Consider the following 15,314-nt stretch of genomic DNA (forward strand, 5'->3'; position numbering starts at 1 on the left):
TATGGATGAATTATGTATTAATGAGTATTTAAATATAAAGGGAATAACTATCGTTGGGAAGTATTTTAATTATGATAAAAATATTCACAAGAAAGACATTGCTTCTCAAATTAGTTTAATTGTAGAGCTTCATAAAACTTTAATTGGTTGTAATTTTAATGGAATGAGCAGAATTAGAAGTACCATAGGTAAGGAAGTTGAAGATTATAAAGTTCAAATAAAGAAACTGCAAAGACACTATGATTATATAGTTAGTAAACATTATACAAATGAGGTTGAAAAGTTAATATTATCAGATGGTAAGACGATGCTAAAGCAAGCTAAAGAAGCACTAAATCATATTTATGTACATGATTATCTTGGTATAATAAGGCGTAGTATGAACAGAGAAGAAATTTGCATTGGTAAAATTGATAGAAATAACTTAAGAAAAAATGAAGGAAAGATTGAAATAGGTATAATTAAAGACCTGACATACAATTTAGTTGAAGAAGACTTATATAATTATATTAAGAAATTGCAGAGAAAACAATTTGATATAGATGAAGAAGAGCTAATAAAATTATTTGTACATGGATCTCATTTATCATTTAATAGTTTTGATTACTTGAGAGGCTTATGTAGTTATCCAAAGGATTTTTTTAAAACATGGGAGACGTATAAAGATAGCAAAAAAGAAAAAACCAATGAGGAAATATTATTAGGATTAAAGAAAAGTTTGAAATATGAAAGCAAGAGTTTTATTCTATAGATATATTTGAACAAATAGTTTTTTGAGAATCTAAAATTTAGTTAGTTGTTAGGAGGAAAAGTATGAATAAAACTAAGTATTCAGAAAAAAATTATTTATGTGATTATGATTTGAGTTTGAAGTTTTTTAATGAGCTTGGGATAAAAGTGAATGATGTTGTTCCTCTTAGAAAAGTATTTGTAATATCTACAGATGAAGGAAATAAAGTTTTAAAAAGAGTAAACTATGGTGTTGATAGAATAAATTTAATAAGTGATTCTTTAGATTATGTTAAAAAGAGTTACAATAATGTAATAACATATAATAAATTTAAGGATGGTTTGAGTTATAAGAAGTGGAAAGATGATATTTATATTGTTATGGATATTTTAGATGGAAGAGAAGCATCATTTTCAAATCCAGTGGAAATTAATCTTTGTGCAGAAAATATAGCTTTAATGCATAACTCATCCAATGGATTAAGACAATATTTAAAAGATAAATACAATAAGGATTTTTTAGACATATCCTTAAAGGATAAGTTTCAAAAAGCATATGATGAATTAATATGGATGAAAAGTTTAGTAAAGAGTTATAAATATAAAAATGAGTTTGATGAATTATTCACTGAAAATGTAGACAAGCATTTATTGGAGATTAAAGAGGTACAAGAGGAACTTGAAAAAAGTAAGTATGATGATTTGAGACAATCGGCAGATACAATTTGTCTTTGTCATAACGATTTAGCTTACCATAATTTTTTAACTAAAAATAATGAAATAAGCATAATAGATTTTGACTTTATGACTTTAGATTTAAGAATAATGGATCTTTCTGACTTTACTTTAAAAGCTATAAAAAATGTAGCTTTTGATATAGATAAAATGCTAATGTGCATAAATGGGTATGAGAATATTTCGCTTTTAAAGAAAGAAGAAAAAGAACTATTATATATACTTATAAAATTTCCAAGAGATTTTTATACTATTTCTAGGGATTACTACTATAAAAGAAAAAGGTGGGAATATGAAGTTTATTTAAATAGATTTAAGACAAAATTGAATAATGAAGAATTTAGATACGAATTTTTAGAAGCTTATAAAAATACGTTTGTTATAAATACTAGAAATTAAAATTATTATTATATTATCAAAATATGTTCAAGTAAAAATAAAGGTTATACGGTTTATGAAAAACACCCAATAAAGTATAACCTTTATTTTTATTCCTTTTCCTAAGATTTTAGTACCAAAAATGGGAAATTAAATTGTATTATTATGTATAATAATAAAGGCGGTGAAACAAATGGGAAATATAATTAAGATAAATATGTATGTAGAAATGAAAAAAGAAAAAAATAGCAAGATAAAGTTAGAAACTCTAGAACAAAATATTCAGAAATATAACAAATGGTTAAAGATGACAGATAGAGAGGATATGATAGAGAACTATGAAAAATTCTTGCAAGCTCAGTAATTATTTTTAAGAGATAGGTTAGACGTTAAGTTTTAAGCTATCTCTTTTTTTTATAAATTCGCTAGTAGTTTTAAAAATGCTATAATGTAAAAATAAGTAAAATTATGATATACTGTAATAAGAAATTTATGTAAATAGATTGAGAACAGTCAAGGTTGGTTAAAAAGGAGTAATATTATGCGAATATATATTTCATTAATTATAATTGGATTTTGTATAATATCTAGTTTAATGATTAGATATAAATTTAAAATAAGAAGACCCATGAATATTAACGTTAGAGTTTTACAGCCCAAGTATTTAATTTATATATTAGCTATTTTAGGTTTGATTGTGTTGATAATCACTATGATTATAAAAAATGCTAAATATCTATTACTTTGGATGATAATTTATAACATTATTAATTCTGTTTACAAGATAAAACATTTAAAAGACAAAAAGTCTAAATATTATTTTATAATAGAATTTATTTTTTGGGGATATTTCGGTATTCTTGTTATTACTTCTTTGATTTGATAAGTTATTTATTTAAGTGATAAAGTAAATTTTTAAAGGAGATAACATTATGCAAATGCTTATGTTTATTTTACTAATTATAATTGGAATTATGTGTATAATATTTAGATTGATACTTAGATATAAATTTAAAATACCAAAATCACAGTATATTGATGTTAATGCGTTACAACCAAAATATTTTAAGCATATAATGCTAGTCTTATTTATTGTTACTATGCTAATATCTATGCATATACGACATACTGAGTATATGTCACTTTGGTTATTAAGTAAGCTGGGGATTGATTCTGTCTATAGAATAAAATATTTAAGAAATGATAAGTCACGATACTATAATATACTAGAACTTATTTTTTGGGTATATGGTTGTATTAGTGTTATTGCATCTTTCTTTTGGTAAATTATGAATTTAACAGGTAGCCCATTTGGACTACCTATTTTTAGGTGTTCATTTAACCATCTCATATGCCTTAAGATTTTAGAATAGATTCATAAGCCGATATAGTTTCAAGGGCTGTTTTATTCCAAGAAAAATGTTTATTACGAGTTAAGCTTTTTTTCACCATTGTTAGCCGGAGGAGGCTGTTACTTAATACTCTTTCTATGTCATAAGATAATGAATCTATATCATTAGGGTCTATAAAAAGTGCAGATTCATAACATACTTCAGGCAACGACGTAACATTAGAAGCTATTACAGGAGTTCCACAAGCCATAGCCTCTATAGGAGGTAAGCCAAAGCCTTCATAAAAAGAAGGATAGACTAAAACTTCTGTAGCATTGTAAAATAACGGCATATCTTCAATAGGAACAAAATCTGTAAAAATCACATTGTTAGAAACTAGGAGTTCTTCAGCTCTACTTTTATATTTATAATAAGAAGGGCCTTTTTTTCCTGTTATAACTAATTTGTAGGTCTCTTTCAATTTACTTGGAAGAGTTGAATATGCGTCAATTAAGCCTAAAATATTTTTTCTTGGACTAAAGCCACCAACATAAAGTATAAAATCTTCTTGTATTCCATATTTTTTTGTAATCAAATCTTTGCAGTGACATTTACTCATGGGCTTATAAATATCTTCAGCAGCAAGTGGAGTTACATAAATGTTTTCAGAAGGAAAGTTAAATTCTTTAGCAATGTCATTTTTAGAAAAGTTAGAGACCGTAATTATTCCATCACAATTTTCTAAGATTTTTGGCAATTCATCATTAAATATTTTAAGGTATCTATCGCTAACGGTTTCAGGCATTTTTAAAGGAATTATATCATGAAGTGTAATAACTTTTTTACATTTAATATTTTCTGATAATCCAACTCCATTTTGAGGTACATGGTAAAGCTCTATATCAGTATTGTTTAATATATTAGGAACATTTACATCGTCCCAAAAACTATTAGAAGATGTTGATTCAACAAGTTCGGTTTTAAAATTACTTTTTAAATTATTTATAGAGTTGCATTGTGGCATGAAAATTAAATAGTCATTATTAAAATCGGTATTATTAAGACTCAGTATTAGTTGATTGGTATATGTGCCTATTCCAGTACCTTGATACCACTTTGCAGCCCTACCATCTATTCCTATTTTCATTATTAAACCCTTTCATAGTAGTTATATTAATGTATTATATTAAAAGAATATAAAAAATGTTAATAAAAGAAGTAATATCCTCATATAAATATATAAGGAGGTGAGAACTATGATGAGGGAATTTGAAATTGAAAGACAATTTAACCTTAAGATAGAAAAAATTAAAGCCAATAAGGGTGTTTACTATCTTAAAACAGATAAGGGCGAAAGGTGTTTAAAGAAAATAAATTATGGGCCTCAAAAATTATTGTTTGTGTATGGTGCTAAAGAGCACTTAAGAAAAAATGGTTTTAATAATTTAGATAAATATTATTTAAACATAAATGGAGAACCTTATGCATTAGTTAATGAAGATTTATACACTGTATCAGAATGGTTAGAAGGGCGGGAATGTGACTTTCATAATATAGATGAAGTAAAGATAGCAGCCAAGACTTTAGCTAATCTTCATGAAGCATCTAAAGGATATGATCCGCCAGAAAATTCAAAACTTAAAAGTGATCTTGGCAGATGGCCTCATTTAATAGAAAAGAGAATTAAATCATTAGACAAAATGAGAGATATGGTAAGGAAAAAGAATATAAAAAGTGATTTTGATCTATTGTATTTAAAATCCATGGAATTTTATAAGGAAATTGGAAATGAGGCTTTATCAACTTTAAAAGAATCAGATTATTATGAGTTATGCATGTTTGCAGAAAATGAAAAAAGCTTTTGCCATCATGATTTTACTTATCATAATATAATTTTAGGGGATAATGAGGACATACATGTTATTGATTTTGATTATTGTAAAAGAGAAGTTAGAACTTTTGATATAAGTAACTTTATGATAAAAGTTTTAAAAAGGGTTGATTGGAATTTAGAATTTGCTACTGCTATTATAGAATCCTATAATTCAGTTTCGACATTAAAACCGGAGGAATATAAAGTACTGTATGCATATCTTCAATTTCCACAAAGATATTGGAGACTAGCTAATAGATATTATTATAATGAAGTAAATTGGGCACAAAATACATTCGCAACTAAATTAGACTCTATAATAAATGAACAAGATAAGTATTTAGATTTTCTAAACAAATTTAAGAATGAATATAAGGTTTAACAATTGTAATTTACAAAGAAGAGTTGGATGAATTTAATATTTAATAAGTATAACTTAAAAGAAAGAGTAGCCTTAAAATAATTAAAAGATTATTTTTTTGTTGCTCTTTCTTGATGTAGAGGAAAACATTGTACACTGTGAATTAAAAATAGAAGAAACCTTTGATAATCATTACCATATTATAAACTGTAGAATAATATGTGGTAGGAGAAAGTAATGAGAATTGGAGATATAGTTGTAAGAAAATCTTATAAGAAAGATGTTACTTTTAAAATAATTGATATTAAAGAAAAGGACGGAAAAGAAAATATTATTTTAAAAGGAATTAATATAAGGATAATAGCAGATGCAGAGGTAGACGATCTTGATATGGCTGAAGAAAATAGTGGTTCTCAAGATAAAATTTTAAATACAAGAGTTAATGAAGCTATAAAAAAGGTTATGATACTCAGAGGTGCGGTTAGAGATAAAGTTGAAAAGGCGCCAAAGATCAAAGCAAAAAATGAATTGGTATTTGGTAGACCAGGAAAAATACTTCATGTAGATGGAGATAGTGAATACATGGAAACGTGTTTAAAAGTATATAAGCAATTATCATTAGATGCAGTAGGACGCGCAATACCGGAAAAAGATCAACCAGATGTAATAGTAGATCTAGTAAAAGAAATAAAACCAGACATAGTAGTTTTAACAGGACATGATAGTGTGATTAAAGACCCAAAGGACTATTTGAATTTAGATAATTATAGGAATTCAAAATATTATTTAGAATCAGTTAAGAATTTAAGAAATTATAATTCAAGTTATGATGAATTAGTTATATTCGCAGGTGCATGTCAAAGTTGTTATGAAAGAATACTAGATGTTGGTGCCAACTTTGCGTCGAGCCCAAATCGAGTTTTAATTCATTGTTTAGATCCAGTTTTTGTATGCGAAAAGATTGCTTATACTAGAATAGATAATGTTGTCTCAATAACTGATGTAATTGAAAATACAATAACAGGAATAAAAGGAGTTGGAGGACTACAGACTAGAGGGAAGTATAGGGAGGGGTATCCTAAATCTCTTTATATTTAATAGATAAAGCTTGATAAGATCCATATTCTTTTATGGTAATATTCTAAACCATAAATATTGTGAAGAATATTAGAATATATATTCTAAAGAATATTACCATACATACATATGCTTCAGAATATGCACCTATGAAAAGAGTGCGAAGCACAATAAGGAACTTATTAAGCATAACTAAGAACTTTTCACATATAAGAAAGTGGGATAGCACAAGTTATTGACGCAAAGAGACTTCAGATGTACTATAAGACATATGGATATCTATTATAATATTGAAAATTGCTAGATTAGCTTATACAAATTATATAGTAAAAGCTATTAAAGAACAAAGTAGATGCAATAAAGATTACTTTTTAGGGGGATACATATGAAAACAATAGAAGTAGTTGCAGGAATTATACAAAATAATAATGAAATATTTATTACTCGTCGTGGCTATGGTGAGTTTGAAAATATGTGGGAATTTCCTGGTGGAAAAATGCAAATGGGGGAAACTCGAGGAGAAGCCCTTAGACGTGAAATCAAAGAAGAGTTAGAGTTAGAAATTGAAATCTCTAAATACTTAACAACCGTTGAGTATGATTATCCTAATTTTCATCTAAAAATGCACTGTTTTATATGCACCATATCTGGTGGTGAATTGCATCTGAATGCTCATAATGAAGTTAAATGGACAACTTTAGAAGAGCTAGATAAACTTAATTGGGTACCAGCGGATATATCAGTAATTGAAAAACTTAAGGCACAATCAAATAAATAACAAGTCCATCTGCCAGCCTAGTTGCTATCATCCTGCGTCAGTAAAATACCATAATAGGGCCACTATGATGGCATTTTACTTCCTTGCCTGATGAAAAATATTCATGGCAGTTTTGGACTTGTTATTTATTTTTATGTGCCTAAAGAACTATAAAAAGTAAAAGTGATATTTTTTCTAAGTGTACAGTATTCAGAGAATATGTACAAAGATTAAATATCACTTTTATTATAGGAATTCATGAAATAATGTAGTCAAAAAAATCTTCTCTCACAGGTATATAATTGATATTCAATTTTCATAGAAATATTATTACTATCTCTGCGAGTATATTGCTTTAGGAGTTTCTTGAAACCACCAATATTAAATATTTGGTATATTGTCACGCCAACAATGAACTGGTTGCCAATTCAGCAGCTTCTTGGCTTTTTCGTTACTTAGTAATGTATGATAATTATCAATTGGAACACGAATATCTTTTACTTCTGGGAACTCAGCTTTCATAAGCTCGTTGCTTTTAATATCCATACTGGTATCATCTGCTGCAAGATTGAGTGTCACAGATCCTAAACCGTCTGTTTCTATTGCCAATCTACAAGCCTCAGCGATATCACGTGCATCAATGTAACTCCATAAAATCGTTCTACGAGGGTTAGAGTCGTGAATAAAATTATGAAAATTAGCATACATTTCAGGGGTAATGACATTTCCAATACGGAAAGAGACAACTTGCATGCCACAACGACGATTTATCATATTTGCTGTTTCCTCTGCAACAATTTTGGACAATCCATAGCAATCTTCTGGAAGTTGAGGATGATATTCATCAATGGGAACATACTGAGGTGCAAGATTTTGCTTTGAAAATACTACTCCATATGAGGATTCACTTGATGCAATAACTGCTTTTTTGATGCCAAGTCCAGCTGCAGCTTCCAGAATATTGTAAGTTGACATGACATTGTTTTGAAATGTCACCTCGTTAGGATGACTGTAAGCTACTGGAATAGCCGCAAGATGAATAACAGCATCTGCTCCTTGAAGTATACCATAACATTCCCCAAGATTCGCAAGGTTAGCAGTCATAAATCTTGCTGTACTTTTTTTGGGCTTGGTTATATCTACACTTAGAACATCATAACCTTTCTCAATAAAATGATCTACTACATAAGGTCCTAGCAACCCACTTACGCCTGTTATTACTACTTTTTTCATATTCACTACACTCCTTTTATATTTATGATAATATATTTATGTAAACCTTGTAATAAAGTATATTTTAAGTATAAACCTTAGAGGTAACTCTAAGTCAATAGTTAAAATCAAAATCTAGGAGAAAGATTTTATTGTGTCTTTATTGAAAAAAGTATATAATTATTATATGATAATAATTATCAATTAAATAAGAATGATTATATAATGATTACATATTTTAAAATAAAGAAGGTGAATGAATGACTTGGTATAAAAAAATAACATGGAACAAAAAAACAGTAACAATTGGACTTTTAATAGTATTTTTTCTTGCAATAGGTATAACGTATACAATAAAAAATAATAGTGTAAAACCAAAAGAAGTAACTATAGAAAAAGCAACAAAGACGACACTTACAGAAACTACAACAGCAACAGGAAACATAGAAGCAAAGTATAGGAATAATATTGTGCTCAATTCTTCACAAAAAGTATTACAAATAGCAATAAAAGAAGGACAACTTGTTAAAAAAGGTGATGTATTATTGGTATTAGATAGTTCGGATTATCAAAATCAGCTAGAAAAGCTACAAATTAATCTAGAAAATGCAAATTTAACTTTAAATCAAATGGTTCAGACAGGAATTGCTAAAGAGAAAAGTGCTTCGGAAAATTCTCTTTCTCAAGCAAAATACACCTTAGAAAATGCACAAAGAAAATATGATGATTATAAGAAAAAGTATGAGCAAAGCGAAGCCTTATTTACTAGCGAAGCCATAGCTAAAAATGAATTTGAGGAAGCAAAGAAGAATGTAGAAGATGCGGCTACTAACTTTAAGAGTGCAGATGATTCTCTAAAAAATGCTCAAAATACATTAAATGATACCAACAATAGTAGTGAAGGTAAAATTGCAAATCAAAAAAATCAAATTGATTTAATTGAAAAGGATATAGAAAATTGCCAAAAAAAAATAGATGATAGCAAGATTATTGCAAATATAGATGGTAAAGTTATAAAAATAGATGCAAAAGAAAATCAATTTCCGCTTGATGGCGATAAAATTATTATAGATGATGTATCACAATATAAGGTAGTAGTGGACCTAAAGCAATATGATGCATTAAAAGTAGCTAAAGGACAAAAAGCAAATATAAAAATAAAAGGTTCTACAAATTCATATAGTGGAATAGTTACAGAGATAGGAGAATTTGCAGAGGCAAAAACAACTTCTGGTGGTAGCGATCAAGAATATAAAGTGAAAGTTTCTGTGGTAATAGACAATCCAAAGGAAGAAGTTAAGGGTGGATATGAAGCAGATGTTCAATTTACATTTAAAGAAAAGGAAGACTGCATAGCCATTGGATTTGATGGGATAAAAGAAGATAAGGCAACAAAACAAAAATATGTATATGTTGTGGATTCTAATAATAAAGTTTCAAAAAGATATATCACTATAGGAATAGAAAGTGAATACTATGTGGAAATTATTGAAGGATTAGAACAAGAAGAAAGATATGTATTAAATCCACCAGAATCTCTATTAGAAGGAGATTTAGTTTCAAAAGGTTCTTCAGGTAAAACTTCTGCTAAGCAATAATAAATATGCATATTAATGAATTGCATAACTAATAAAATATTATAATGCAAGGAAAGGGGGAAGCATGTATGAGGTTCCCATTGAAAGTGGCGGTTAGATTTTTAATAAGCAACAAAGCACAGACATTTTTTATTATTTTGGGAATTGCAATTGGAGTATCTGTTCAAGTTTTTATAGGTACCTTAATTGATGGGCTGCAAAAGGGCTTGATTGATAAGACTATAAACAATTCACCGCAAATTACAGTTTCATCTACTAAAGATGATAAAACTATAGAAAATTGGGAGAAAAAAGTACTTCAAGTTAAAGAAAGTGATAAGAGACTTAAAAATGTTTCAATAGCTCTAGATGCTTCTGCTTTTATAAAAGATGGAAGTAAAAGTTATCCTATACTTTTGAGGGGATTTCAATTAGAAGATAGCGATAAAATATATAATATAAAGAATAGAATATATGAAGGAACTTGGATTTTTCAAAGAGATATTGAATCCTCTAGAAAAAAAATTCTCATTGGAAGAGAATTAAATCAAGAATTAAAAAAGAAACCTGGAGAAATGATTAAAATTACCACACCAACTGGAAAAACTGAAGAATTTACCATTAGTGGATTTTATGATTTAGGAGTAAGCAGTATAAATAAATCATGGATCATTACAGATTTAAATACAGCACAAAATACATTTGGTTTTGATCAAAAAATCACTTCCATAGAAGCACAAATACAAGCAGATTATATATTTGAGGCGGATGCTGTAAGCCAAAATGTGCAGTATAATTTAGGTAGTGATGAGGTTAAGGTAGATAATTGGAAGGAACAAAATAAGCAACTGTTAAGTGGTTTAAGCGGACAAAGTACATCCAGTTATATGATTCAGTTTTTTGTCATTGTTTCAGTAGTTCTTGCAATTTCATCTATACTTGCAATTACTGTTATACAAAAGTCAAAGGAAATAGGAATTTTAAAAGCTATGGGAATCAAAAATGGGCCTGCTAGCCGTATATTTTTATTTCAAGGTTTTATACTCGGAATATTTGGAGCAATTTTAGGGATAAGCTTTGGTGTTGGACTTACTGTAATGTTTACTAAATTTGCGGTAAATGCAGATGGAACACCAATAGTACAATTATATCTTAGCTACAAATTTTTGATTTTATCTGCAATCCTAGCAATAGGGTCTTCATCTATTGCAGCTTTAATACCTGCAAAAAAATCTGCAAAATTAGATCCTATAGAGGTGATAAAAAATGGATAAAAATATAATTGAATTAGAAGATAAAAGCATAATTAAATTAGAAAATAAAAACATAATTGAATTGAAAAATATAAATAAAAGCTATGGAAAAGCTATGGAAACCCAAGTTTTATTTGATATTAATATTTCATTTAAAGAAAAATCCTTCAATTCTATTATTGGGGAATCTGGTTGTGGGAAAAGTACTATGTTAAACATAATGGGGACTTTAGATAAGCCAACCTCTGGGGAAGTCTATATTGATGGACAGAGAACGGATTTTATGACTAGTGATGAATTAGCAGAGACAAGAAACGAAAAAATAGGTTTTATATTTCAATTTCATTATCTTTTGCCTGATTTTACAGCACTAGAAAATGTGCTTATGCCCTATATGATAAAAAATGTAAAGCCACCAAAGGAGATTCTGGAAAGAGCATTAGAATTAATTGAATTAGTTGGGCTATCTAAAGTTAGAAATAATTTAGCAAACAATATGTCTGGAGGACAACAGCAAAGAGCAGCCATTGCAAGAGCATTAATGAATAATCCTAACATTATTTTAGCAGATGAGCCTACAGGGAATTTAGATTCACGAAGTACAGAAAATGTATATGCTATCATGAGAGAAATGAATGAAAAATTTAAAACTACATTCATAATTATTACTCATGACAAAAGAATTGCAGAAAGAACTGATAGAGTAATAGAAATATCGGATGGAAGAATACTTTCAGATGTAAGTAACCATTAGTAATTTTATAAATAAGAATAAAGAATAGCTAAGATTTTATATAATAAGCAATAAAATATTGGCTATTTTTTATTTACTCAAAATTAAATGAAAAATGTAAAATTTTAAATTGACAAAAATAAAATCAAGGGATATAATTGTTTTAACAAATCAAATTGAATAAAATTTAATTTAGAAAAATATAAAAACAAATATAAAATTAGAAGGAGCGAATAAAAATGATATATGATTATGAAGTAAAAGATGTAAAGGGAAATTTAGTTTCAATGGAGGAATACAAGGGCAAGGTACTTCTAGTTGTTAATACAGCTACAGGATGTGGATTTACTCCTCAATATGAAGGACTTCAAAAGATTTATGATAAATACAAAGATAGTGGATTCGAAATATTAGATTTTCCATCTAACCAATTTTTTGAGCAAGCACCTGGAAGTAATGAAGAAATTGTAAGCTTTTGTAAGCTAACATATGGAACAACTTTTAAGACTTTTGGAAAAATTGATGTAAATGGAGAAAATAGTGATCCGTTATATGTTTTCCTAAAAAAAGAAGCACCTTCTGCAATTGAAGATGAGGCAGCAAAAGGATTATATAACTTACTATCAGGCAAGGGATTTAATACAAGTGGAGATGATATTAAATGGAATTTCACAAAATTCCTTGTATCAAAGGAAGGAAAAGTAGTATCTAGATTTGCTCCAACTTTTGAACCAGAAAAAATAGAAGATCAAATTAAAGAGTTAATAAATCAAAAGTAAAGTAATGGGGTTTAGGTAGTCCAAATTTGGATTACCTTTTTCACGTCTAAATTGAAATTTATTGTTAGTTTTGATTTTTCAGAAAAGATAAAAATAATAAAAACCACCAATTAGTTAAAATATATCAACTAATTGGTGGTTAAGCAAATCCTAACCCTTTTTTCAAGCTAAATGGTTCTATTTGAATTCGTATCACCCTTTCTGTATTATTATTATTATTATATTTAAATTTGCATCACCCTTTCTTTATTATTATTAGTATAATTCTAAGACATTAAAAGTTGTTATTACTTATTAGAATATCTTTTGAATTTAAATTAATAAAGGGGAAATTTAATTATCTTAGCTAACATTCTTTAGATATACTTTCTTCAAATACCTTAGATATGTGTTTAGTAATTTTAACTTGCAGCTTACTTTTCTTGTTGAGTACTAATCAAATCCTCAAGTGATTTGAAATTAGTAGTTTGAACTTGAATCATAAATTGCTTTGTCTATTACTAGTTAAACACCTCAAGCAATAATTTGTAATATCTAATTAACATTGGCTATAATGTTTAAAAGATAGTATTTTATTGATTTTATAGGGTTAGGATTGCTAGAAGAAATTTCTTTCTTCTTGTATTTATTATAACATCAAAATTGTCAGAATACAATGTATTTTCTGAAAAAAGAAAGAATATTTATTAAAAATATCACATATGAGTAAAAAACATTGATTTATGTAAAAAATGGATCTTGGAGCTTATGCAATAGCACAAAAAGCAATATTTATAATTAGTACCTTAATGCTTACAATAATTCAAGTTACAATGCCAAGGCTTTCAAATGATTTAGGAACTAACTCTAAGAAGAATTATTTTGCATTATTAAATAAAGTGGTGAAAATATATTTTCTGCTTTTATTTCCAGCAGCCATGGGATTATTGTGTGTATCTAAACAAGTTATGTGGATATTTGATTACAAAGATGCAAGTTATATTTCTTGGTATCCATTGCTGTTTATTCCAATAACATTTGTCATAAATCATTTTGTGGATAGTATGATTATTTCTTGTGGATTAGATGTGATTGCCTGTGGATTATTATATTTAGGAATATTGCTTATAACTAAAGATGTTATATTCTTTGAAGTATATGATAGAGCAGTTACAAAATTAAAGGCTTTAATTTAATAGAAGTGAGTATATGAGGTTAAGTAGAATTAAAAAGATATACACATATAAAAAAAGTGCGACAGCACAACCAAGAACTTTAACACATACAAAAAAATAAGAAATTTTAATATATATGGAAACCAGAAATAAATGTCATGTTTTTGTGTAGTGTTACGCTAAAGTTTTCATTAGCTCTAATAAATATATGACATTTATTTTGATGTTATACATGAATAAAAGATTCTAAGATGAGTTACATAAAATTATTTAGATACATAAAAGTCATTAGAAGGTTTATATTATAAATTTTATGATAAGCTAAGTAGTAAATCTTCTAAAAGAGCCAACCTAGCATCTATATCAGCATCATTAATACTTTCTCGCTTACAGGAAGCCTCATTGATTTCTATAAGCCCTTGTTTACTTAATAGCAAAGTTAAACTACCTTCAATAGCATTTACAAAATCAGCTATAAAAATTGCGTTCTCTAGTGAATAAGCTCTAAAAATAGCAAGTGCTACAGCATTAGCAGCAACTAATGATTCCTCAGGTGATAATTCTAGTATAGACATATATACCTCCATGCAGAGTGTTCTTAAATTAGTATATGATTATAAAGGTAGTGAGTACACTAATAATAAAAATATGAAAGATCTGATATTAAGATTAATTGAAATTGTATAAGATAATTAACCTCCCGCACTAGTTGTTATATTGGCTTTTGTAGCAAAAGAAGGGAATATTCTAATTTGGAACTTTTTTATTATTGCTTTATTCTATAGGGCATAGTGTTGTAGTTATTATAGCAGGGACATCTATAGGATTTGTAAGTAAAATTACAAGTTCAAATAAATATGGAAATTTAAGTTTTAGATTAAAAATACTTATGGGCTTTATAATGTTGTTACTTTCATTTTATATGTTTTACTTAGGATTTCAATTGTAATATATAAGTTAATTGGGTAAATATAAAAGCAAACTACTAGGTTAAAATTGGTAGTTTGTTTTGTTTTAGATAATTTTAAAAATCATGTATAGTTATTATGAAATTTTCATAATACTATTTTGTGGCAATAATTAAATTCTTGCATAAAATAAGTATGCAGATAGATAAATATATATCTAGTTATAATAAAAATTGTTTATAGATAGCAATACTGTTGACAGTAGATAGATAATATTCTATATTATATATAGATGAATGTCTATATGGTAAGGTTCTGAATGAAGATGAATTATGAAGAAAATGCAAAAATATTTAAAGCACTATGTGATTCAAGTAGACTAAAGATAATTGATATATTATCTTGTGGTGAGATGTGTGCATGTGAGTAATGTGTTTCATCATAAAAAACAAGGAGG

The 15,314-nt window shown here is 27.7% G+C and carries 15 protein-coding genes and 1 pseudogene; 13 read left to right on the plus strand and 3 right to left on the minus strand.

All coding sequences use genetic code 11. The features are described from left to right. Position 1 precedes the first annotated feature (1 nt). From psyc5s11_RS02455 to psyc5s11_RS02470, 4 genes are all read left to right on the plus strand, one after another. Entirely contained in the window at positions 2-751 is a 750-nt protein-coding gene (locus psyc5s11_RS02455; protein WP_224036059.1) for a spore coat protein, read from the plus strand. 62 nt (positions 752-813) lie between these two features. Beyond that, positions 814-1,863 (plus strand): CotS family spore coat protein, encoded by a 1,050-nt coding sequence (locus tag psyc5s11_RS02460; RefSeq protein WP_224036060.1) that lies wholly within the window; start codon positions 814-816, stop codon positions 1,861-1,863. A 172-nt stretch (positions 1,864-2,035) separates the two neighbouring features. Continuing rightward, positions 2,036-2,206, plus strand: a complete 171-nt coding sequence (locus psyc5s11_RS02465) for a hypothetical protein (RefSeq protein ID WP_224036061.1) — start codon at positions 2,036-2,038, stop codon at positions 2,204-2,206. Between the two features lie 568 nt (positions 2,207-2,774). Next, positions 2,775-3,128, plus strand: a complete 354-nt coding sequence (locus psyc5s11_RS02470) for a hypothetical protein (protein WP_224036062.1) — start codon at positions 2,775-2,777, stop codon at positions 3,126-3,128. A 70-nt stretch (positions 3,129-3,198) separates the two neighbouring features. On the opposite strand, the gene psyc5s11_RS02475 is transcribed toward psyc5s11_RS02470, so the two are convergent. Further along, positions 3,199-4,320, minus strand: coding sequence for a glycosyltransferase family 4 protein (locus tag psyc5s11_RS02475; RefSeq protein WP_224036063.1), 1,122 nt, complete (start codon positions 4,318-4,320; stop codon positions 3,199-3,201). Positions 4,321-4,429: 109 nt separating this feature from the next. On the opposite strand from psyc5s11_RS02475, the gene psyc5s11_RS02480 reads away from it, so the two are divergent. From psyc5s11_RS02480 to mutT, 3 genes are all read left to right on the plus strand, one after another. After that, positions 4,430-5,428: a CotS family spore coat protein gene (locus psyc5s11_RS02480; RefSeq protein ID WP_224036064.1), complete on the plus strand. Its 999-nt coding sequence runs from the start codon at positions 4,430-4,432 to the stop codon at positions 5,426-5,428. Positions 5,429-5,644: 216 nt separating this feature from the next. Beyond that, positions 5,645-6,505, plus strand: coding sequence for a sporulation peptidase YabG (gene yabG, locus psyc5s11_RS02485; protein ID WP_224036065.1), 861 nt, complete (start codon positions 5,645-5,647; stop codon positions 6,503-6,505). 364 nt (positions 6,506-6,869) lie between these two features. Further along, entirely contained in the window at positions 6,870-7,262 is a 393-nt protein-coding gene (mutT, locus tag psyc5s11_RS02490) for an 8-oxo-dGTP diphosphatase MutT (protein ID WP_224036066.1), read from the plus strand. Positions 7,263-7,622: 360 nt separating this feature from the next. Here the strand turns inward: mutT and psyc5s11_RS02495 are convergent, their stop codons facing one another. Next, positions 7,623-8,474 (minus strand): NAD-dependent epimerase/dehydratase family protein, encoded by an 852-nt coding sequence (locus psyc5s11_RS02495; RefSeq protein WP_224036067.1) that lies wholly within the window; start codon positions 8,472-8,474, stop codon positions 7,623-7,625. Positions 8,475-8,713: 239 nt separating this feature from the next. On the opposite strand from psyc5s11_RS02495, the gene psyc5s11_RS02500 reads away from it, so the two are divergent. The 5 genes from psyc5s11_RS02500 to psyc5s11_RS02520 all read left to right on the plus strand — a co-directional run bounded on the left by psyc5s11_RS02500 (position 8,714) and on the right by psyc5s11_RS02520 (position 13,970). After that, the gene (locus tag psyc5s11_RS02500; RefSeq protein WP_224036068.1) at positions 8,714-10,051 is read left to right on the plus strand and encodes an efflux RND transporter periplasmic adaptor subunit; all 1,338 of its coding nucleotides are present in this window, start codon (positions 8,714-8,716) and stop codon (positions 10,049-10,051) included. A gap of 68 nt (positions 10,052-10,119) precedes the next feature. Next, the gene (locus tag psyc5s11_RS02505; protein WP_224036069.1) at positions 10,120-11,304 is read left to right on the plus strand and encodes an ABC transporter permease; all 1,185 of its coding nucleotides are present in this window, start codon (positions 10,120-10,122) and stop codon (positions 11,302-11,304) included. After that, the gene (locus tag psyc5s11_RS02510; protein ID WP_224036070.1) at positions 11,297-12,037 is read left to right on the plus strand and encodes an ABC transporter ATP-binding protein; all 741 of its coding nucleotides are present in this window, start codon (positions 11,297-11,299) and stop codon (positions 12,035-12,037) included. The genes psyc5s11_RS02505 and psyc5s11_RS02510 overlap by 8 nt, the downstream gene beginning before the upstream one ends. A gap of 218 nt (positions 12,038-12,255) precedes the next feature. Next, on the plus strand, positions 12,256-12,795 hold the full coding sequence (locus psyc5s11_RS02515) for a glutathione peroxidase (RefSeq protein ID WP_224036071.1): 540 nt from the start codon (positions 12,256-12,258) through the stop codon (positions 12,793-12,795). A gap of 731 nt (positions 12,796-13,526) precedes the next feature. Then, entirely contained in the window at positions 13,527-13,970 is a 444-nt protein-coding gene (locus psyc5s11_RS02520) for a polysaccharide biosynthesis protein (RefSeq protein ID WP_224036072.1), read from the plus strand. 290 nt (positions 13,971-14,260) lie between these two features. Here the strand turns inward: psyc5s11_RS02520 and psyc5s11_RS02525 are convergent, their stop codons facing one another. Then, positions 14,261-14,524, minus strand: a complete 264-nt coding sequence (locus psyc5s11_RS02525; protein WP_224036073.1) for a hypothetical protein — start codon at positions 14,522-14,524, stop codon at positions 14,261-14,263. Positions 14,525-15,176: 652 nt separating this feature from the next. Here psyc5s11_RS02525 and psyc5s11_RS02530 point away from each other — a divergent pair. Continuing rightward, positions 15,177-15,284 (plus strand): annotated as a pseudogene (locus psyc5s11_RS02530) (ArsR/SmtB family transcription factor); the annotation flags it as partial. Positions 15,285-15,314: the final 30 nt, after the last annotated feature.

Source organism: Clostridium gelidum (genome assembly GCF_019977655.1).
GTDB classification, from domain to species: domain Bacteria; phylum Bacillota; class Clostridia; order Clostridiales; family Clostridiaceae; genus Clostridium; species Clostridium gelidum.

Coding starts and splice junctions, on each gene's coding strand:
- psyc5s11_RS02495 (WP_224036067.1), bottom strand. CDS start 8,474: ATGAAAAAAGTAGTAATAACAGGCGTAAGTGGGTTGCTAGGACCTTAT.
- psyc5s11_RS02510 (WP_224036070.1), top strand. CDS start 11,297: ATGGATAAAAATATAATTGAATTAGAAGATAAAAGCATAATTAAATTA.
- psyc5s11_RS02500 (WP_224036068.1), top strand. CDS start 8,714: ATGACTTGGTATAAAAAAATAACATGGAACAAAAAAACAGTAACAATT.
- yabG (WP_224036065.1), top strand. CDS start 5,645: ATGAGAATTGGAGATATAGTTGTAAGAAAATCTTATAAGAAAGATGTT.
- psyc5s11_RS02520 (WP_224036072.1), top strand. CDS start 13,527: ATGGATCTTGGAGCTTATGCAATAGCACAAAAAGCAATATTTATAATT.
- psyc5s11_RS02525 (WP_224036073.1), bottom strand. CDS start 14,524: ATGTCTATACTAGAATTATCACCTGAGGAATCATTAGTTGCTGCTAAT.
- psyc5s11_RS02455 (WP_224036059.1), top strand. CDS start 2: ATGGATGAATTATGTATTAATGAGTATTTAAATATAAAGGGAATAACT.
- psyc5s11_RS02460 (WP_224036060.1), top strand. CDS start 814: ATGAATAAAACTAAGTATTCAGAAAAAAATTATTTATGTGATTATGAT.
- psyc5s11_RS02515 (WP_224036071.1), top strand. CDS start 12,256: ATGATATATGATTATGAAGTAAAAGATGTAAAGGGAAATTTAGTTTCA.
- psyc5s11_RS02505 (WP_224036069.1), top strand. CDS start 10,120: ATGAGGTTCCCATTGAAAGTGGCGGTTAGATTTTTAATAAGCAACAAA.
- psyc5s11_RS02465 (WP_224036061.1), top strand. CDS start 2,036: ATGGGAAATATAATTAAGATAAATATGTATGTAGAAATGAAAAAAGAA.
- mutT (WP_224036066.1), top strand. CDS start 6,870: ATGAAAACAATAGAAGTAGTTGCAGGAATTATACAAAATAATAATGAA.
- psyc5s11_RS02480 (WP_224036064.1), top strand. CDS start 4,430: ATGATGAGGGAATTTGAAATTGAAAGACAATTTAACCTTAAGATAGAA.
- psyc5s11_RS02475 (WP_224036063.1), bottom strand. CDS start 4,320: ATGAAAATAGGAATAGATGGTAGGGCTGCAAAGTGGTATCAAGGTACT.
- psyc5s11_RS02470 (WP_224036062.1), top strand. CDS start 2,775: ATGCAAATGCTTATGTTTATTTTACTAATTATAATTGGAATTATGTGT.